At 68.5% G+C, this 18569-nt stretch carries 17 protein-coding genes; 8 read left to right on the plus strand and 9 right to left on the minus strand.

What is annotated here, in order from left to right:
* The first annotated feature begins 10 nt into the window (after positions 1-10).
* From G4D86_RS42785 to G4D86_RS42800, 4 genes are all read left to right on the plus strand, one after another.
* Positions 11-739 carry a hypothetical protein gene (locus G4D86_RS42785; protein WP_338050647.1) on the plus strand — a complete coding sequence of 243 codons (729 nt, stop codon included), beginning with the start codon at positions 11-13 and terminating at the stop codon, positions 737-739.
* Between the two features lie 3 nt (positions 740-742).
* Positions 743-2008 (plus strand): imidazolonepropionase, encoded by a 1266-nt coding sequence (gene hutI, locus G4D86_RS42790; RefSeq protein WP_164000432.1) that lies wholly within the window; start codon positions 743-745, stop codon positions 2006-2008.
* A gap of 88 nt (positions 2009-2096) precedes the next feature.
* On the plus strand, positions 2097-2963 hold the full coding sequence (locus G4D86_RS42795) for a class II glutamine amidotransferase (protein ID WP_164000434.1): 867 nt from the start codon (positions 2097-2099) through the stop codon (positions 2961-2963).
* The gene (locus G4D86_RS42800) at positions 2960-4168 is read left to right on the plus strand and encodes a pentapeptide repeat-containing protein (RefSeq protein WP_164000436.1); all 1209 of its coding nucleotides are present in this window, start codon (positions 2960-2962) and stop codon (positions 4166-4168) included. The genes G4D86_RS42795 and G4D86_RS42800 overlap by 4 nt, the downstream gene beginning before the upstream one ends.
* 194 nt (positions 4169-4362) lie before the next feature.
* Here G4D86_RS42800 and G4D86_RS42805 read toward each other — a convergent pair whose 3' ends face one another.
* From G4D86_RS42805 to folP, 7 genes are all read right to left on the minus strand, one after another.
* The gene (locus G4D86_RS42805; protein ID WP_164000438.1) at positions 4363-5565 is read right to left on the minus strand and encodes a nucleotide-binding protein; all 1203 of its coding nucleotides are present in this window, start codon (positions 5563-5565) and stop codon (positions 4363-4365) included.
* A 227-nt stretch (positions 5566-5792) separates the two neighbouring features.
* Entirely contained in the window at positions 5793-6281 is a 489-nt protein-coding gene (tsaE, locus tag G4D86_RS42810) for a tRNA (adenosine(37)-N6)-threonylcarbamoyltransferase complex ATPase subunit type 1 TsaE (RefSeq protein ID WP_205520295.1), read from the minus strand.
* A complete protein-coding gene (locus G4D86_RS42815) occupies positions 6278-7813 on the minus strand; it encodes an NAD(P)H-hydrate dehydratase (protein ID WP_164000440.1) in 1536 nt (511 codons plus the stop codon). Before G4D86_RS42815 ends, tsaE begins: the two co-directional genes overlap by 4 nt.
* A gap of 3 nt (positions 7814-7816) precedes the next feature.
* Positions 7817-8197 carry a holo-ACP synthase gene (locus G4D86_RS42820; protein WP_164000442.1) on the minus strand — a complete coding sequence of 127 codons (381 nt, stop codon included), beginning with the start codon at positions 8195-8197 and terminating at the stop codon, positions 7817-7819.
* Positions 8198-8203: 6 nt separating this feature from the next.
* Positions 8204-8929, minus strand: a complete 726-nt coding sequence (locus G4D86_RS42825) for a pyridoxine 5'-phosphate synthase (protein ID WP_164000444.1) — start codon at positions 8927-8929, stop codon at positions 8204-8206.
* A gap of 166 nt (positions 8930-9095) precedes the next feature.
* Positions 9096-10490 (minus strand): phosphoglucosamine mutase, encoded by a 1395-nt coding sequence (gene glmM, locus G4D86_RS42830; protein WP_164000446.1) that lies wholly within the window; start codon positions 10488-10490, stop codon positions 9096-9098.
* Between the two features lie 297 nt (positions 10491-10787).
* Entirely contained in the window at positions 10788-12011 is a 1224-nt protein-coding gene (folP, locus tag G4D86_RS42835) for a dihydropteroate synthase (RefSeq protein WP_164000448.1), read from the minus strand.
* Positions 12012-12118: 107 nt separating this feature from the next.
* Here folP and G4D86_RS42840 point away from each other — a divergent pair, with 107 nt between their 5' ends.
* Both G4D86_RS42840 and G4D86_RS42845 read left to right on the plus strand, forming a co-directional pair.
* Positions 12119-13006, plus strand: a complete 888-nt coding sequence (locus tag G4D86_RS42840; RefSeq protein ID WP_164000450.1) for a LysR family transcriptional regulator — start codon at positions 12119-12121, stop codon at positions 13004-13006.
* A 141-nt stretch (positions 13007-13147) separates the two neighbouring features.
* On the plus strand, positions 13148-13843 hold the full coding sequence (locus G4D86_RS42845; protein WP_164000452.1) for a pirin family protein: 696 nt from the start codon (positions 13148-13150) through the stop codon (positions 13841-13843).
* A 95-nt stretch (positions 13844-13938) separates the two neighbouring features.
* On the opposite strand, the gene ftsH is transcribed toward G4D86_RS42845, so the two are convergent.
* Both ftsH and tilS read right to left on the minus strand, forming a co-directional pair.
* Positions 13939-15855 carry an ATP-dependent zinc metalloprotease FtsH gene (gene ftsH / locus G4D86_RS42850; protein ID WP_164000453.1) on the minus strand — a complete coding sequence of 639 codons (1917 nt, stop codon included), beginning with the start codon at positions 15853-15855 and terminating at the stop codon, positions 13939-13941.
* 181 nt (positions 15856-16036) lie between these two features.
* Positions 16037-17392 (minus strand): tRNA lysidine(34) synthetase TilS, encoded by a 1356-nt coding sequence (tilS, locus tag G4D86_RS42855; protein WP_164000455.1) that lies wholly within the window; start codon positions 17390-17392, stop codon positions 16037-16039.
* A gap of 453 nt (positions 17393-17845) precedes the next feature.
* On the opposite strand from tilS, the gene G4D86_RS42860 reads away from it, so the two are divergent.
* Positions 17846-18049 (plus strand): TIGR04563 family protein, encoded by a 204-nt coding sequence (locus tag G4D86_RS42860; protein WP_002638649.1) that lies wholly within the window; start codon positions 17846-17848, stop codon positions 18047-18049.
* Positions 18050-18056: 7 nt separating this feature from the next.
* Positions 18057-18338 (plus strand): TIGR04563 family protein, encoded by a 282-nt coding sequence (locus G4D86_RS42865; RefSeq protein WP_164000457.1) that lies wholly within the window; start codon positions 18057-18059, stop codon positions 18336-18338.
* The last annotated feature ends 231 nt before the right edge of the window (positions 18339-18569 follow it).

Consider the following 18569-nt stretch of genomic DNA (forward strand, 5'->3'; position numbering starts at 1 on the left):
CATGCACCGGATGCACTCGAGGTCCCTCCTCCTGCTGCTGGCCACCGCGCTCGGTGCGCTGGCGGGTTGTGCCCCCACTGCGATGGGCCCCATGGTGATGCGCCTGGGGCCCGGGTCGCCGGACAAGAACCTCGCCCAATTGGGGGTGCGCACCGGCCCCCGGCTGAGCGCGCCCACCGCCGGCTCTCAGCAGTTCATCAACGAGTCGGACCGGTTCCGTGGGGACGACGCCAGCTTCTCCACGCAGCAGTGGGGCATGGCGCTGGATGCGGCGATTACGTGGCCCCTGACGGAGCGGCTGCACCTGCACACCGGCCTCCAGGGCGAGTTCTTCCTGCCGCTGCCCATTCCGGGCTACGGCCTGTACGCGGGGGCCTCGTACTACGTGGGCTCGGAGCAGCTGGGCCTGGCTCCCGCGGTGGCGCTGCGCGGGGCCACGGACTTCGGGCTCAACACGCGAGGCGGCCCCGGGAGCATCTTTGGCGCGGAGGCGTCGTGCGCCTTCACGCTCCAGCCGGAGAAGGGCGTGTCGCTGGGGCTGGTGCCCTTCTTCTCGTGGCAGGGGATGGCCTCGCACGGGCAGACGGACACGGCCGTGTATTACGGCGGCGTGGTGGCGGCGCGCTTCACCTGGGGCTGGCTGGACAACGTGGAGCTGTCCGGCGGCTTCGGCCGGGCGAAGATTCACGAGGGGGCGAGCTGGAACGTCCCCATCATGGGCGTGCGCGGAGGTCGCTGACACATGGGTCCGTTGGAGCTGCTGGTCCGCAACACCTCCGAGGTGCTCACGCTGGAGGGCACCCACCGCGAGAAGGCCGAGACGGCCCTCACCCCACGCCCCGGCGCCTGCGTGGGCCTGCGCGCGGGCCGCGTCGCCTACGTGGGGCCGGAGTCCGAGCTGCCCGAGGGCGCGGTGGATGGCGGCACCGAAGTCGTGGACGCACGCGGCGGCTTCGTGGGGCCCGGCTTCGTGGACCCGCACACGCACCTCGTCTTCGCCGGAGAGCGCTCCGCGGAGTTCGACCTGCGCAACCAGGGCGCCACGTACCTGGAGATCGCCAAGGCGGGTGGCGGCATCGTCAGCACGGTGCGCGCCACGCGCGCCGCCAGCGAGGACGAACTGGTGAAGCTCGCCCTGCCCCGCCTGCACCGGCTGATGGCGCACGGCGTGACGGTGGCGGAGGTGAAGAGCGGCTACGGGCTCGACCTGGAGAACGAGCTGAAGATGCTGCGCGTGGTGCGCCGGCTGGCGGGGCTGACGCCGGTGGAGCTGGTGCCCACGCTGCTGTGCGCGCACGCGATTCCGGAGGAGTACCGCGGCCGGCGCGAGGACTACGTCCGGCTGTGCATCGACGAAATCATCCCCGCCGTGGCGAGCGAGGGGCTGGCGCGCTTCTGCGACGTGTTCGCGGAGGAGAGCGCCTTCACCGTGGACGAGGCCCGCCGCATCCTCACCGCCGCCCGCGCGCTGGGCATGGTGCCCCGCCTGCACGCGGACCAGCTCACCGCCTGTGGCGCCTCGGAGCTCGCGGCGGAGCTGGGAGCCGCGACGGCCGACCACCTGGAACAGGTGACGGACTCGGGCCTGCGCGCGCTCGCCGAGGCGAATGTCTCCGCCGTACTCGTGCCCACCTCCACGCTGTTCCTGCGCATGCGCCCCTATGCCCCCGGGCGCAGGTTGCGTGACGCAGGTATCAACGTTGCTTTGGGTTCAAACGTAAATCCTGGCTCGGCCATGAGTGAAAACGTGGCCTTGGTGCTGGGCCTGGCGTGTCTCGAAAACGGGCTGAGCGCCGCGGAGGCGTACTGGGCAGCCACCCGCGGGGCCGCGCATTCCTTGGGGCTGCAAACACATGGACGGTTGGCAGTGGGAGATCCAGGCGACCTGGTGGTCTTCAACTGTGCCTCGTACCGTCATCTGCCCTACCATCTAGGGGTAGGGCACGCGCGTGTGGTGGTGAAAACCGGGCGCGTCGTCGTCCGGCAGGAGATGAATTCCTGCGCGTGAATTGGCGTCGCTATGACAGGCGACGTATTCCGGTGAGACACGAGAACTTCTCGTCGGGGCCGGGCTGTATAAATACCTGCCGCTAGCCATGTGCCGACTCTTTGGATTTCGTTCATCGACGCCCGCTGCAGTCCACCCCGCCCTGGTGACGGAGAAGAACTCGCTCCTCATCCAGTCGCGCGAGCACAAGGATGGGTGGGGCATCGCCGCCTACGGCGCGGAGCCGCTGCCGCTGGTGGCCCACGGTGTGGGGCCCGCGCACAGCGACCCTGACTTCGAGCGGGTGAGCAGCCGTGTGTCGTCTCACACGGTGGTGGCGCACATCCGCCTCGCGTCGGTGGGCGCGGTGGAGCTGCGCAACTCGCACCCCTTCCACCATGGCCGCTGGTCCTTCGGCCACAACGGGACGCTGCGCGAGTTCGCGAAGCACCGGTCGGCCGTGGAAGCGCTCATCAGCCCGAGCCTGCGCGGCCACATCAAGGGCACCACGGACAGCGAGCGCTGCTTCTACCTCTTCCTCACCCGCCTGGCGGCCCGGCACTCGCTCGAGCACTCGGCTCCCGTGGAGGGCGTGGCCCGCGCGGTGGCGGAGACGATGTCGCTGGTGGCGGCGCTCACGGACCGGCCCGGAGTGGAGGGTGGGCCCTCGGCGATGAACTTCCTCGTCACCAATGGCGAGGTGATGGTGGCCTCGCGCCGCAACCGCACGCTCCTCGTGTCCACGGGGCCGACGTGCGGGGGGACGGCGACGCTGCCGCAGGTGGGCACGCAGGTGCCGCAGTTCATCGTCGCGAGCGAGTCGCTGTGCGGCGGGCCGTACTGGGCGCAGGTGGAGGAGGATGACGTCATCGGCGTGGACGCGCGCCTCGTCTTCCACCGCTGGCGCGTGCAGGAGCTGGCCGGGGGCGACTTGTTCCCGCCCGTGAATCCGGGCGCTCCGCTCAACGCGGCGTGAGTCACGCATCCCCGCGCGCGGAGGCACTTGCCGCGCGCTGGAAGACCCCTGACGGTCAGCGCCGGCGCGAGCAGCTCATCGAGTCGGGCCTGCGAGGCCCGTGGCGCGAGGTGCTGGCCGGGTTCCCCGGCACGGAGGCACTGGGTGACAACCTGGGCGACCTGCGCGGCATCGACCTGACGCAAGAGGAGTTCCCTGGAGCGGACCTCGTGAGGGCGCGGCTGGACGGCGCTCAACTGGAGGACTGCGGTCTTCAGGACGCGCGGCTGGAGCTGGCGACGCTGTCGGGGGCCTCGCTGCGACAGGCCCGGCTGGAGCGAGCGAATCTGTCCGCATGCGTGGCCCTGGAGACGTGCTGGAACGACGCGTTCCTGGAGGGCGCGGTGCTCACGGCCTCCAACCTGGCGCGAGGCTCCTTCCGTCGCGCGCACCTGCGCGATGCGCGACTCGACAGGGCGACGCTGTTCAAGGCGGACTCGCGCAACGCGGACCTGCGGGATGCGAGCCTGTTCCTGTGTGACTTGGAGGAAGCGCTCCTCACGTGCGCCCGGTTCGATCCGCCGCGTGTGTATCCCTACGGCTACCGGGACTTCGCCTCGGAGGCGCGGCGGCAGGGCTATCCGTCCTTCATCGAGCCGTTCATTCTCGTTTGTGGCATGCGCGGTCGGAGCATGGCGCTGCTCGGGCTCAGGACGCAGGAGGACCTGCTGCACATCGAGGCGGGCGTGGACGCCAGCTCCGACCTGGATGCGGAGCTGTGCGCGATGTTGAAGGCGTCGGACTGGCGGCTTCACCTGCTGGCGGCGGTGGCCATGGTGCTTGGTGGAGCGGGCGCGAGCCCCCTGACCGCGCTGTGGAACCGCCTGGACGTGTGGAGCCCGGTCCTTGCGCAGCTCACGGTGGCTCTGCTCCTGCGGGACCCGGACTTCGAGTCACATGTGCGAGACCGGATGAGGGCTGCCAGCCCGACCCGACTGGAGTCCGGCAGCCCTCATATGAGCGAGGTGCGAGCCTGCCTCGTGTGGGGTCACCACCTGCGGACCACCGCCACCTGCTTGCCCACGGTGGGCGGGCGAGGGTCGGTGGAAGACGCCCATCGCTGGCTGCTGCGTCTGCACGAGTTGGTGGCCCCCCGCATCCAGGTGGGCTGGCACTTCACGTCCCGCCCCTGTGTAAGTGATGGCGTCGTCATGGCCCGCCGATAACAACGGCGATGTAAACAACTCCATAGGGCGCCCACGAACGGCACGTTGCGAAGAGTCGCCGCGTCAAATGCGCCAGCGCCATTAGCTAGCGTCCGCTCAGCTCTCCCGCTGGCTATTCCACGCATGTGGATTGTTGCGAACCACAAATGCGGGGCTTGTTTTTGATGGCGCACCCCAGCATGGCCACGTTCAAATCAATTACTGCCCTGCTCCTCCAGCAGGCCTCGTCTACCCAAAGCGACACGAAACTCCTCAACTAATCGCCGCTTCAGGTCTGCCGGCTTTTCGTAGTTAATTCGATGAACATTCGCAATATCAAATGGGTATTCGTGTGCGACATCCTCGCCACCGGGAAGGGCGTTTTTATCTCGATTTGCAGCAACGAGAATCACCTGATCCGGATCTTTTGCCGCCAATGCAAATCCGACCTCGATTAAGACGTTCGGATTGGGCAACAGTCGGCCATGGAGGCGGCCGACCGGCGTCAAATCCGCAATGACGAAGTCTGCTGCGCGAATCTTCTCGAAAAGTTGACTATCAATCCTAACGGCACCACCCCCCGGATCAACAGCAGAGGCCACAATGAACGGCGCCTTCAGCGCTAGCGTTTCATTGAGAATGCGAGCAACATCTTCCAGTGCCTTATTTATTTGTTTGCGCGACATTGGGTAGTCCGCCTGCCAAATCCAAAACAGGGCAATATGCTCGCGATGCTCGCGCTGATCTGCAACCCTATCCAAGATCGATCTTCCCGGCTCAAGCTGAAGTTCGCGCGCGATTCGATTGTAGTACTCGCGCTGACCCCGTGGCGAAATCTCACGCCCCGTTACCGGCTCTCCATTTATGTAGGGCCGCCCTGTTTCCCAGGCAAGGAGGCCTTTTGCCAATAAGCCACTACAAGCGGAGCGCACGTCGGCGGCTGAAAATGCATCAAGGTAAAAGCAGAGGTACGAGTCTGTCTTTGTATTGGATTCGGCCAGAAAGCCGCCACTGATCACTTGATTTCGTATCAGCGGCACCATCAACAGTGCAACAACAAGAGATTCGAGAGAATGGTCCTTTTGATGAATAAGAGCAGGATGCCGAAGCTTGCGCTTTCGCATCAACTGCTCACGAAGAATCAGGCCTAAGGGCGATGCTCGGTACTCCGCCTTGATGATCGAGTTGGTGCTCGGCAAGACCAATCCGGACTTTAGGAGAGAATCAATGGCCTTGGTGATCGACGCTTCGTCTACGTCCAAAAAGTGGGCACCGATCGAGTCGGGAGTTATAGCGTGCGGCGCAAAGGGCTTGAACCAAGGGCTGTCAATGAGAATTCTCTCAACAATAGGGTCGAGTTCATTGAGGGCGCGCTCAGCGGCCTTGAGTAGGTCCAGTTTCGGCTCAGGGGCATCCATGGCCCTAGCCTAATACGTGTCAGTAAGTTCGGTCGAGGGGCGCATCAGTCCTGCCTTGATCCGCTTCTCATCTAGCTATCTGCAATCAGTATCGCACCGGGCCGATAGCGTTTCATTCCGAAGCATCGCAAGCCAGCATTGCCTCACCTCCTCTAAAAATACCGCCGACTCTCATCTAGTTCGTCCACTAGAAGTATCAGCCCAGTGATCCTGTTGATAGGAACGAGCTAGCATTTGGGTAGTAACCACGCCTCAAGCAGCTCCGCGGGCCGCTCACCGAACGCCTCCGCCGTGAGCTCGCGCACGTCTCCGCTCCCATGCTTCAGCGTCACGCGCAGGTGCTCACGAGGCGCGGCGGCCGGAATCCGGTCCAGCCACTCCACCAGCGAGGCACCGTCCCCGGTCTCCACCATGTCCAGGAAGCCGGTGGAGTACAGGTCGTCGTAGCTCGTCAGCCGGTACAGGTCCGCGTGGTACAGCGGAATCCTTCCCGAGTACGGATACACAATCGCAAACGTGGGGCTGGCCACCTCCGAGCGAGGCACCTCCGCGCCCTCGGCCACGCCGCGCACCAGGTGCGTCTTCCCCGCGCCCAGGTCGCCAATCAACCCCACGAAGTCCCCCGGCCGCAGCAGCCCGCCCAGCCGCACGCCCAGGGCATGCGTCTCCTCCGGTGACGACATCCGCACTGACTTCACACGCGTTGCGGTGCTCATCGCCCCCACCGGACCCACAAATCACAGAGCCCCTGCTCCACCAGGTCTCCGGCAATCAACCCGAGCTGCCCCCGCCGCGCCGCCACCAGGTCGCCCGCGAGCCCGTGCGCGTACACCGCCGTCCACACCACCTCCGGCACCGGGAAGCCCTGCGCCAGCAGCGCACCCGTGATGCCTGACAGCACATCCCCCGAGCCGCCCGTGGCCATGCCCGGGTTCCCCGTGGTGTTGATGAACACGCGTCCATCCGGATGGGCCGTCAGCGTCCGGTCGCCCTTCAGCACCACCGTCACCCCGAGCGCCGTGGCCAGTTGCTTCACCACCTCCAGCCGACGCGACTGGACTTCCTTCGTCGACTTCCCCGTCAGCCGTGCCATCTCGCCCGGGTGCGGCGTGAGCACCACCGGCGCCTTCGCCCGCCGCAGCACGGACAAGTCCGTGGCCACCGCGTTGAGCGCATCCGCGTCCAGCACCGCGGGCAACTCCAGCCGTGACAGCAGCTCGCCAATCAGCGTCCCCGTCTCCGGCCCGCGCGGAATGCCGGGCCCGATGACGAGCGCATCCTTGCCCTCGGCCGCGGCCAGCAGCGCGTCCAGGTCACTCATCCCCAGCGGCCCCGAGCCGTCCAGGGGCGTGCCCATGATTTCCGCCGAGTGCGACTGAATCGTGTCCAGCGCATCCCCGCGCGCCGCCACCGTGACGAGCCCCGCGCCCGAGCGCAGTGCCGCCTTCGCCACCAGCGCCGCCGCGCCCGACTTGCCCCGGCTCCCCGCCACCACCAGCACGTGCCCGTAGGTGCCCTTGTGCGAGTCCGCGCGGCGCACCGGCAGCGTGCCGCGCGCGTCCGCCTCCTCCACCACGAAGAGCCTCGGGCCGGACAGGTCCTTCGCGGCCTCGCCGCCCATGCCGATGTCCACCCGCTGCACGCGCCCGCACAGCGAGGCCCCGGGCTCCAGCACCTGCCCCGGCTTGAGGAAGCCGAAGGCCACCGTGACATCCGCCTCCACGCACGGCGAGAAGGGCTCGCCCGTGTCGCTCTGCAACCCCGAGGGCACGTCCGCCGCCACCACCTTCGCCCCCGCGTGCCGCCAGCGCGCAATCGCGCCAATTGCCGCCGAGAACTCCCCCGCCGGCGCACGGCTCAGCCCCGTGCCGAACAGCGCGTCCACCACCACATCGCCGTGCCCCGACTCCGCCAGCGACGCCAGCGCGCGAGGCACCACCCCGAAGCCCTTCAGCGCCTCCAGGTTCCGCTTCGCCTCGGGCGTCAGCTTCGCCGCGTCGCCCACCAGCGCCACGGAGACGCGAGCCCCACCCTCCTGGAGGAAGCGCGCCGCCACCAGCCCGTCTCCGCCGTTGTTCCCCGGGCCGCACAGCACCGTGAAGCGCCCGTCCGGGCCGGCCACGCTCCGGGCCACCTCCGCGAGCCCGCGCCCCGCGTTCTCCATCAGCAGCGCGGAGGGCATCCCGTGACGCGCTTCGGCGGCCTGCTCGGCTTCACGCATCTGGGCTGCGGTGAGGACGCGCAACATGGCTCACTCCCCTTTCTTCTGGAGCACCACCGTGGCCGCGGCCACGCCGGCGTCATGCGACAGCGCGAGGAAGGCCTCCAGCCCCCGCGCCTCCATCACCTCGCGCGCCACGCCGGAGAGGGCGAAGTACGGCGGCCCGCCGTCCCTCCGCACCTCCATGTCCTTCCATCGGATGCCCGGCGGCGCGCCCAGCGCCTTCACCAGCGCTTCCTTCGCGGCCCACCGCGCCGCGTACGCGCTGGCCGCGTCGTGCCGACCGCCGCACAGCGCCCGCTCGGCTTCCGTGTACACGCGGTTCAGGAAGGCCTCCGCGCGCGGGCCCTCCATGATGCGCTGGATGCGGGAGATGGAGCAGATGTCGAGACCGAGGCCGACGATTCCCATGCCGCGCTATCCCGGGTTGCGCATCAGGTCCAACATCTCCCGCACCGCCCGCTCGAAGCCCACCAGCACCGCGCGCGCGACAATCGCGTGGCCGATGTTCAGTTCGTCGATTTCGGCGATGCGGGCAATGGCCTGCACGTTGTCGTAGTTGAGCCCGTGGCCCGCGGCCACGCCCATGCCCAGCTTCGTGCCCGCCTTGGCCGCGTCCACGATGCGCGCCAATTCCCGCGCGCGCTCCTTCTCGTTGCGCGCCTCGCAGTAGCGGCCCGTGTGCAGCTCGATGCGGTCCGCGTTCACCTTGTGCGACGCGCGCACCTGGTCCAGGTCCGGGTCGATGAACAGCGAGACGACAATCTCCCCGTCCTTGAGGTTCTTGATGATCTTCGCGACGTGCTCGCGCTGGCCCGCGACTTCCAGGCCGCCCTCGGTGGTGAGCTCCTCGCGCCGCTCGGGCACCAACGTCACCACGTCCGGCTTGTGCTCGTAGGCGATCTTCACCATCTCCGCGGTGGCCGCCATCTCCAGATTGAGCAGCGTCTGCACCGTCTCGCGGAGGATGCGCAGGTCGCGGTCCTGGATGTGCCGCCGGTCCTCGCGCAGGTGGATGGTGATCTGCTGCGCGCCGGCCAGCTCGGCCATGGCCGCCGCCGTCACCGGATCCGGGTACGTGGTGCGCCGCGCCTGACGCAGCGTCGCCACGTGGTCCACGTTGACACCCAGTCGCTGTCCCATCGACCGCACCTCGCTTGGCGCGCGGTCACGGGATTGTCGATGGCCCCGGTACGCGCGCCGGCCCTTCATTTCGCGGCCGGCGTCCCGAAGTCAACCGCTCAGAATTCCGGCTCAGCCGGAATGGCTCGGAGTTCCGGCTCAGCCGGAATGGCTCGGAGTCGCGGCTTCAGCCGTTGAGTGACTTGGAGAGCGCCTGGGCGATCTCCTTGGCGTACGCCTCGTTGCGGGCGGCGTCCTCGCCCTCGATGAGCACGCGCACCTTGGGCTCCGTGCCGGAGAAGCGCACCAGCACGCGGCCGGCGTTGCCCAGCCGCTGCTCCACGCTCTTGATGGCCTTCATCACCTCCGGCAGCTCGCCCAGTTCCTTCTTCTGCTTCACCACCACGTTCACCAGCGTCTGGGGAACGGGCTCGAAGATGGAGGCCAGCTCGCTCAGCGGCTTGCCCTGGCGGCACATGACGGCCAGCAGCTGCAGCGCCGCGAGGGTGCCGTCGCCGGTGGTGGTGTGGTCCAGGAAGATGAGGTGGCCGCTCTGCTCGCCGCCCAGGTTGTAGCCGTTGCGGCGCATCTCATCGACGACGTAGCGGTCGCCCACGCGGGTGCGGGCCACCTTCACGCCCCAGCGCGCCACCGCGCGCTCCAGGCCGATGTTGCTCATCACCGTGGACACCAGCGTCTTCTTCTTGAGCTGCTTGCGCGCCACCAGCTCACCCGTGCAGATGGCCATGATGGCGTCGCCGTCCACCACCTTGCCCTTCTCGTCCACGACGATGAGGCGGTCGGCGTCACCGTCCAGGGCGATGCCCAGGTGGGCGCCGTGCTTCACCACCGCGCGCGACATGCTCTCCGGGTAGAGCGCGCCGCACTTGTGGTTGATGTTCTTGCCGTCCGGCGACACGCCGAGCGTAATCACCTTGGCGCCCAGCTCCTCGAGCACCGCGGGCGCCGTCTTGTAGGCCGCGCCGTTCGCGCAGTCGACGACGATGGTCATCCCCTCCAGGGTGAGCTCACGCGGGAAGGTGGCCTTCAGGTAGACGATGTAGCGGCCGCGCGCGTCCTCCATGCGGAACGCCCGGCCAATCTTCGTGGCCGTGGGGCGGATGGAGTCGATGGAGCCGCTCGACACCAGGTCTTCAATCTTGCCTTCGGTCTCGTCCGGCAGCTTGAAGCCGTCGCGCCAGAAGAACTTGATGCCGTTGTCCTCGTACGGGTTGTGGGAAGCGGAGATGACCGCGCCCGCGTCCGCCCGCATGGAGGTGGTGAGGTTGGAGATGCCCGGCGTCGGCAGCGGGCCCACGAGCTCCACGTCCACGCCCATGGAGATGAGGCCGGCGGCGAGCGCCTGCTCGAGCATGTAGCCCGACAGCCGCGTGTCCTTGCCGATGATGACGCGGTGCCGGTGCGGCCCGTTGCGGATGAGGTACGCGAGCGCACGCCCGAGCTGCATCGCGACCTCGGCCGTCATCGGGTAGACGTTCGCCTTGCCGCGCACGCCGTCCGTACCGAACAGCTTCTGCGACGCCCGCTCCTCCTTGGGAGGCATATTCATCCTGTACGCCATGTGTGCCGCTCCACCTTTCCCACGCCGGGCCTGCGCCGGCCTCTCGACGTCGGGGCTTATACCCCGCCCTCTGTACGAGCCCGAAGCTACGGACCCGGTGCTCCCTGGGCAACCACCCAGGCATGCAGGCTTATCAGCCTCAAGGAGGTTGCGAAATCAGTACCAACGCCATCGTGGGGTTCCGGATGCCTCACGGCGCGAGTCCCATGAGAGCGATGTTCGCCGTACAGTGCCTCCCTGACTGCTGTCCGGTGGTGCCCGGAAGTCCACACCCCGAGGACTGAAAGCCACACCAAATTACCGGCTGTAGAGCAGGCCGCCCTCCATTCCTTGCCGGATGGCGTCCACCACCGTCAGGGCGTCCCGGGCCTCCGCCACGTCGTGCACCCGCACCACGTCCGCGCCGCCCAGCGCAGCCACCGTGGCCACGGAGCCCAGCGTCGCCGCCAGCCGCTCGGCGGCCGGCTTGCCCCCCGTAAGCTTCCCCAGGAAGGCCTTCCGGCTGGTGCCCACCAGCAGCGGCAGCCCCAGCACGCGCAGCTCCCCCAGGCGGCGGAGCAGGAAGAGGTTGTGGTCGAACGTCTTCCCGAAGCCGATGCCCGGGTCCAGGAGGATGCGCCCGCGCGGTACGCCCGCCGCCACCGCCCGCGCCACCGCGGCCTCCAGGAAGGCCAGCACCTCGTCCACCAGGTCGTCGTAGCGCGGCGCCTGCTGCATGGTGGCCGGAGTGCCCTGGATGTGCATGAGGCAGCAGGCCGCCCCCGCCTCGGCCACCACGCGGGGCAGTTCCGGGTCCGAGCGGAAGCCGGTGATGTCGTTGATGAGGTGCGCCCCCGCCTTCAGCGCCTCGCGCGCCACCGCGGCCTTGGTGGTGTCCACCGACAGGGGCACCGACGTCCGCGCGCGCAGGCCCTGGATGACGGGCAGCACCCGCGCCACCTCCTCCTCCGCGCCCACCGCCTGGGCGCCCGGGCGGGTGGACTCTCCACCCACATCGAGCAGATCCGCACCCGCCTCCGCCAGCGCCACGCCGTGGGCGATGGCGGCCTCCGGGTCGAAGAAGCGGCCGCCGTCGGAGAAGCTGTCCGGCGTCACATTCACGACGCCCATGACGTAGGTGCGCGAGCCCCACGCGAAGGTGCGCCCGCCCAGCTCCAGCGCCGCCGGGGGCCTGTCCGCCTCCAGGGCGCGCTCCAGCGCGGAGGCCAGCTCCGGCAGGGCCGCCGCCCTCGCGCGCGCCGCCGCCACCAGCCGCTCCAGCTGCTCCCTGCGCCCCGAGAGCAGGCCCGTCCCCGGACGCGCCTGGGCGTCGCCAGGTATCCAGGCGGGGTAGTTCGTGGTGGCCTCGGAGCGCGACTGGAGGAAGCGGGCCGCGTCCTCCGTCAGCCCGGTGAGCAGCAGCTGCACGTGGGGCAGCTTCGCCAGCAGCTTCTCATGGGCGGCCGTGAGCAGCCCCATCCGCCGGAAGGCCAGCCGCAGGTCCTCGGGGCTTTCGACGGCAATCGGACGGGCACGAATCATCGGGAGCGGGCTCCTGAATGCACGGGCTCCACCCTACCCCCCACGCCGCGACTCCGGCGCCGAACTTCTCGCCGAAGCGACGGCTGCCGGGCATTAGATGCGGAGCCATGGACCTCAACGAGCTCCTCGTCTTCGCGCGGGTGGTGCAGGCCGGCAGCTTCACCTCGGCGGCGCGCCTGCTGCGGATGCCCAAGTCCACCGTCAGCCGGAAGGTGTCGGATTTGGAGGAGCGCATCGGCGCGCAATTGCTGCACCGCACGTCGCGCAAGCTGCGCCTCACCGACGCGGGGCAGGCCTACTACGAGCACGCCGCCCGCATCGTCGCCGAAGTCGAACAGGCGGAGCTGGCCGTCACGCGCCTGCAGACCGCGCCGCACGGCCTGCTCCGCGTCACCACGCCGCTCACTTTCGGCTGCCTGGGGCCGCTCGTCTCGGAGTTCCTCCAGCGCCACCCCCAGGTGCAGCTCGAGCTGGTGTGCACGGAGCGCGCGGTGGACCTGATGGAAGAGGGCTTCGACCTGGCCGTGCGCGCGGGACGCCTCGCCGACTCGTCACTCATCGCGCGCAGGCTCGGCAACATCGAGAACATCGTCGTCGCCGCCCCCGGCTACCTGAAGCAACGCGGCACGCCCAAGGCCCCGAAGGAGCTGGAGAAGCACGACTGCATCCTCTTCGGCACGGCGCTGGAGCGGAACGCCTGGGCGCTATCCTCGGGCGGCAAGACGGTGGAAGTGCCCGTGCGGGCGCGGCTCGCGGTGAATGAGCCCGACATGCTGCGCGCGGTGACGCTGGCGGGCGGCGGCATCGCGCTCCTGCCCAACCTCAACTACGCGGAGGACCTTGCCAGCGGGCGCCTGAAGCGCATCCTCCCCGACTGGAGCTCGGCCACGGTGCCGGTGCACGCCGTCTACCCGAGCAGCCGCCACGACTCGCCCAAGGTGACGGCCTTCGTGGACTTCCTGCGGGAGCGCTGGCCCGTCCGCCCGGTGGCTTGAGACGAACTCCACGTTCGTCCAATAGGTGGAACGATGGTTCCCAACTCCTCGTCTGGTGGGGAGGGGGACGCTGTCGCATCTTCCTTCTCGAAGACGGACGGGCCCTGGTGGCCAACGCCTTCCGCAGACAAGGAGCACACCATGATGACCATTCGACCTTCTGAAGCCCGCGGCCATGCGAACCACGGTTGGCTGGACTCCCACCACACCTTCTCGTTCGGCGGCTACTACGACCCCAACAACATGGGCTTCCGCGCCCTGCGCGTCATCAACGAGGACCGTGTCACCTCCGGCGAGGGCTTCGACACGCACCCCCACCGCGACATGGAAATCATCACCTACCCCCTCAGCGGGGCCATTGCCCACCGTGACAGCACGGGCGGCACCGGGCTCTTGCGCGCGGGAGAGGTGCAGCGGATGACGGCCGGCACCGGCGTGCAGCACAGCGAGATGAACGGCTCGGACGAGGAGCTGCACTTCCTGCAGATCTGGATCATCCCCGAGAAGCGGGGTCTCAAGCCCGGCTACGAGCAAAAGATGTTCACCGAGGCCGAGCGCCGGGGCCGCTGGCGGGTGGTGGTCAGCCCCGACGCGCGCGAGGGCAGCCTCACCGTGCACCAGGACGTGTCGCTGCACGGCACGCTGCTGAGCGCGGGCGAGTCGGCCGAGTACACGCTCGCTCCGGGCCGCCATGCCTGGGTGCAGATGGCGCGCGGCAAGGCCACGCTCAACGGCGTGGAGTTGAAGGCCGGTGACGGCGTGGCCGTGTCCGACGAGTCGCGGCTGGTCCTCACGGCCACCGAGCCCGTCGAGGCGCTGCTCTTCGACCTCGCCTGAGCGGCGCGGGCTTCGAGTGCGGCCCCGCAAAGCAGAAGGCCCTTCCCGGTACGCTGGGAAGGGCCTTCGTCATTTCAGGACTGGAGCGCCGGTGACTACGCCTTCTTCGGCTCCATCGTCGGAATCGCCTCGAGCGCGTCGAGAATCTTCCGCTTGTCCTTCTTCTCGGTCGCCTTCGGCGGAGCGTTGACGCGCGGGGGCGGACGCTCACGGGTCAGCTGGCCGCCCTGGAGGAGGATGTTCACGTCCTCGGCGTCCAGCGTCTCGTACTCCACCAGCGCCTCGGAGACGCGCTTGAGGGCCTCGAGGTTCTCCGTCAGCAGGCGCTTGCCGTTGTCGTAGCAGCCCACGACGATGACGCGGACCTCGGAGTCGATCTGCCGGGCGGTGTCCTCGGAGTAGTCCTTGGACGAGTTGAAGTCGCGGCCCAGGAAGACCTCACCGTCGCTCTTGCCGAACGCCAGCGGGCCCATCTTCTCGCTCATGCCCCAGCGGCACACCATGGCGCGCGCCGTCTCGGTGGCGCGCTCGATGTCGTTCGCCGCGCCGCTGCTCATCTCGTTGAACATGAGCTCTTCGGCGATGCGGCCGCCCATGGCCATGGAGATCTGGTCGAGCATCTGCTTCTTGTAGCCGTTGACCTTGTCCTCGGTGGGCAGGCTCCAGGTGACGCCCAGGGCCTGGCCGCGCGGGATGATGGTGACCTTGTGGAGGGGGTCGCAGCCCGGGAGGAGCTTGGCCAACAGCGCGTGGCCCGCCTCGTGGACGGCGGTGTTCCGCTTCTCCTTCTCGGTCATGATCATGGACCGGCGCTCCGGGCCCATGAACACCTTGTCCTTGGCGGCCTCGAAGTCGCTCAGGTCCACGCGCTCCTTGTTCTGGCGCGCGGCCATGAGGGCCGACTCGTTGACGAGGTTCTCCAGGTCCGCGCCCGTCATGCCCGGCGTACCGCGGGCGATGACCTCGAGCTCCACTTCCGGAGCCAGCGGCACGCGGCGCGTGTGCACCTTGAGGACGCCGAGGCGGCCCTTCAGGTCGGGACGCGGCACCACGATGCGCCGGTCGAAGCGGCCGGGGCGCTGGAGCGCCGGGTCCAGCACGTCCGGACGGTTGGTGGCGGCAATCAGGATGACGCCGTCGTTGGACTCGAAGCCGTCCATCTCCACGAGCAGCTGGTTGAGCGTCTGCTCGCGCTCGTCGTGACCGCCGCCCAGGCCCGCGCCACGGTGGCGGCCCACGGCGTCGATCTCGTCGATGAAGATGATGCAGGGGGCGTTCTTCTTGCCCTGCTCGAAGAGGTCGCGCACGCGGCTGGCGCCGACGCCCACGAACATCTCGACGAAGTCCGAGCCGGAGATGGAGAAGAACGGGACACCGGCCTCACCGGCCACGGCGCGGGCGAGCAGCGTCTTGCCCGTACCCGGGGGGCCCATCATCAGCACACCCTTGGGGATGCGGCCGCCGAGCTTGGTGAACTTCTTCGGGTCCTTGAGGAAGGCGACGATCTCCTCCAGCTCCTCCTTGCACTCGTCCACGCCGGCCACGTCCGCGAAGGTGACCTTGTTGTGGCTCTCGCTGAGGAGCTTCGCCTTCGACTTGCCGAAGGTCATGGCCTTGCCGCTACCACCCTGCAGCTGGCGCATGAAGAAGATGAAGAAGAGGAACAGGAAGACGACGGGCATCCACTGGCCGAGGATGGTCAGCCAGAGGCTGTTCTGCTCCTCGCGCTCGTACTTCACGTCCACGCCATTGGCGCGGAGCTGGTTGAGCATGGCCGCGTCCGGCGCGGGGCCCGTCGTACGGAACTTCTCGCTCGTATCGACGAACTTGCCGGAGTAGGTGTTGCCCTTGACGGCGACTTCCTTGACCTTCTTCTCCTCCACCTTCGACAGCAGCTGCGTGAAGGATGGCTCCTGGACCTGGTCATTGCCCTGGGAGAAGAAGTTGTAGAAGGCGACGAAGAGGACGATCAGGATGACCCAGAGCCCGATGGTCTTGTAGGTCGAACGCACGTGTCAGCTGCCCTTTCGGTACTCGGCGGGATGAGGGCCGCGCTGGGAAGAACCCCAGCTTTTTCCATCATTTGGCCGACACCAGGCGAGCAACCCAACGTCGGACCGTATCAGCAACAGCAAAAAGCCCTCAACTATTTAGGGGGGCGCGACCATCCCCGCTCTCTGCACTGCTTCCACTCTATAACGGAGGGGTCCGCTGAATGCTCGGACTGGGTGGTGCCGCCCACAAGGAGTGTCCGGAAGGCACACCTGTGAACGCGGGTGCCCAGAGCCCGGGGAGCCACAACACCTCTCCCCCGGCATCCACCACCACCGGCCACGCGCCTCGCGCCTCCGCCGGCACCCGAAAGTCCACCAACAGGTCCTGGAGCTTTCGTTGTCCCGCATTCGTACGGACGCGGTCGCCCGCCTGGCGTGTTCGCACGGTGAGCGGCCAGCGCGTCCCTTCCGCGAGCGCCAGGCTCCACACGCCCGCGGGCGGCGGTCCCTGCTCCACGGAGAAGCGCCAGCCCGTGCCCTCCAGCGTCCCTGTCGCCCCTGTACCCTCCAGTTGCAACCGGGTGGCGAGGTCAGGCTGCGGCGCGCTGACACAGCGCACGCGCCCGCTCGCGGCGCGCAGCACCAGCCCCCGCCCCAGCGTGGCCGAGCCTCCGCGCTCCACCGCGGCGAGCACGCGCGCCAGCGTGGCGTCATCCGCCAGCACGTCCGCCACGTCCAGCAGCCGGGCGAGCACCCTGCGCCGCAGCGGTGACTCCAGCGCGCGCACGCCGGGGGCATCCAGGCTGCCGTCCTCCAGCACAAGCCGCGTCCACGCCTGGTCCGCCATGCGCGACAGGAGCGCGTCGTCCTCCGCCGCGTGCCGCGCGAAGGACGCCAGCCGCGCCTCCACCGGGTAGCCGGCCGCGCGCGACAGGGCCGGCAGCGCGTCCTTCCGGATGCGGGTGCGGAAGAAGGCGGGGTCGGAATTCATCGGGTCTGTCCAAAAGGAGACATCTCCGGCGGCGAGAAAGGCGAGCACCTCCTCGCGAGTCACCTCCAGGAGCGGGCGGACGAGCCCCGCGCGTGAAGCCTGGATGCCGCCCGCGCCCCGAAGCGCCGTGCCGCGCGCCAGCCGCATCAGCAGCGTCTCCGCCTGGTCGCTCGCCGTGTGGGCGGTGGCCACCGCGTCCAGCCCGCGCTCGCGCCGCAGGGCCGCCAGGGCCGCGTAGCGGGCCTCGCGTGCCCTCGCCTCCAGTCCGGGGCCGGGGGTCAGGTGCAGCTCACGAACGTGGCAGGGCAGGCCCTGCCCGGCGGCCAGGCAGGCGACCGCCTGGACCTCCGCCTCGGACTCCAGTCGGAGGCCATGGTTCAGTGTCGCGACCTCCACGCGCAGCCGGAGCACGGGCGCGACGCGCGCGGTACCCACCAGGAGAGCGGTGGAGTCCGCGCCTCCCGAGACGGCGAGCAGCACCGAGCGGCCCTCGAGGCCGAGGCGCTGGTACGCCGCCTCCAGCGTCTTCGTCAGCGGCGGGGGTTGGGAGCGAGTGCGGGGCATCTGACAGGGCCGGAATGGATTGTCGAATGGCTGGGTTACAGAGGCGCGTGCGGTTGAAGGTAGGGGGGGCGGTTCTTATGATCGTCACACCGGATGGGCGTGGTCGCGGAAGCGGGAAATAGGCGCTGCCGCTGGGGATGTTGAAGGACGGTCGAATTTCAAGGTGTTGGGCCTAGGGGTCCCCCCCCTCCCCCTCTGGGCCCACGGGTCCGCCAGGAGATCCACTCCCGGCGGTCCCTCTTTTCGAAGCGCCCCGGACTTCCTCGTTGAGGTCCGGGGCGTTTCCTTTTTCGCGCCCTGCTGCACACGTCACGTGCGACTGAACGTGCCCGGGTGTTGACCGTGCGGTCGCGGAATGAGTCCTCCGAAACCGTTGACCCTCTTGGGAGTCTGTCGGATAACGACCCCGGTGTGTTCAGGTCGTCACCTCGAATCCGCCCCGGAGACCCAGGTATGGCAGGCACTGACAAGCGCAAGCAGTCGCTGTACTTCCCCGAGGAGATGCTGAAGGAGATCCAGGAGGAAGCGACCCGCCAGGACCGCTCCCTGTCGTGGGTCGTTCAGCAGGCGTGGAAGATCGCCCGTGAGCGCATCAAGTCGTTCCCGGCCGTCAACGACGTGACTGGCGACGAGCGCCAGGACCCACGGGAGGAGTAGCGAGGGCATGGCCACGACCGACCATCGCAAGCAGAGTCTCTACTTCCCCGAGGACATGCTGGAAGAGATCCAGCGTGAGGCGACGCGGCAGGACCGCTCGCTGTCGTGGATCGTGCAGCAGGCGTGGAAGGTGGCGCGCGGCGACATCCGGAAGATGCCTTCCGTGAATGACGTGCTGAGCCCGCCGCCCCGTCCCGCTGTGGTCCCCGTGGCGTCGGCGGTGGCCCCCACGGCCCCCGTGCCCGTGGTGGCCGCGGCTGCTGCCTCGTCCTCGGACGAGCCCAAGTAGTCGCAGCAACCGGGCCCGCGTCCGGCCCACCGGCTTCCCAAGCCGGCGGGCCGCGCGGGTCGATAGCGGTGCGCCCGCGCTTTCCGGCTCCGTCATGAGGGCCGTTTTTTTCTACACCGGCAAATATGGCCTGAGCTCCTCTTCGATGCCTCTGAGGTAGGCGTCCGGGTCGGCGCGGAAGCGTCGGCCCATGATGCGAGGGACGCGCCGCGCTTCAAGCTGGGCGCGTAG

Source organism: Pyxidicoccus caerfyrddinensis (assembly GCF_010894405.1).
In the GTDB taxonomy this organism is placed as follows: domain Bacteria; phylum Myxococcota; class Myxococcia; order Myxococcales; family Myxococcaceae; genus Myxococcus; species Myxococcus caerfyrddinensis.

Bases quoted from the DNA above. Each gene is read 5' to 3' on its own strand.
- G4D86_RS42785 (WP_338050647.1), top strand. From the start codon at position 11: ATGCACTCGAGGTCCCTCCTCCTGCTGCTGGCCACCGCGCTCGGTGCG.
- hutI (WP_164000432.1), top strand. From the start codon at position 743: ATGGGTCCGTTGGAGCTGCTGGTCCGCAACACCTCCGAGGTGCTCACG.
- G4D86_RS42795 (WP_164000434.1), top strand. From the start codon at position 2,097: ATGTGCCGACTCTTTGGATTTCGTTCATCGACGCCCGCTGCAGTCCAC.
- G4D86_RS42805 (WP_164000438.1), bottom strand. From the start codon at position 5,565: ATGGATGCCCCTGAGCCGAAACTGGACCTACTCAAGGCCGCTGAGCGC.
- tsaE (WP_205520295.1), bottom strand. From the start codon at position 6,281: ATGAGCACCGCAACGCGTGTGAAGTCAGTGCGGATGTCGTCACCGGAG.
- G4D86_RS42815 (WP_164000440.1), bottom strand. From the start codon at position 7,813: ATGTTGCGCGTCCTCACCGCAGCCCAGATGCGTGAAGCCGAGCAGGCC.
- G4D86_RS42820 (WP_164000442.1), bottom strand. From the start codon at position 8,197: ATGGGAATCGTCGGCCTCGGTCTCGACATCTGCTCCATCTCCCGCATC.
- G4D86_RS42825 (WP_164000444.1), bottom strand. From the start codon at position 8,929: ATGGGACAGCGACTGGGTGTCAACGTGGACCACGTGGCGACGCTGCGT.
- glmM (WP_164000446.1), bottom strand. From the start codon at position 10,490: ATGGCGTACAGGATGAATATGCCTCCCAAGGAGGAGCGGGCGTCGCAG.
- folP (WP_164000448.1), bottom strand. From the start codon at position 12,011: ATGATTCGTGCCCGTCCGATTGCCGTCGAAAGCCCCGAGGACCTGCGG.
- G4D86_RS42840 (WP_164000450.1), top strand. From the start codon at position 12,119: ATGGACCTCAACGAGCTCCTCGTCTTCGCGCGGGTGGTGCAGGCCGGC.
- G4D86_RS42845 (WP_164000452.1), top strand. From the start codon at position 13,148: ATGATGACCATTCGACCTTCTGAAGCCCGCGGCCATGCGAACCACGGT.
- tilS (WP_164000455.1), bottom strand. From the start codon at position 17,392: ATGCCCCGCACTCGCTCCCAACCCCCGCCGCTGACGAAGACGCTGGAG.
- G4D86_RS42860 (WP_002638649.1), top strand. From the start codon at position 17,846: ATGGCAGGCACTGACAAGCGCAAGCAGTCGCTGTACTTCCCCGAGGAG.
- G4D86_RS42865 (WP_164000457.1), top strand. From the start codon at position 18,057: ATGGCCACGACCGACCATCGCAAGCAGAGTCTCTACTTCCCCGAGGAC.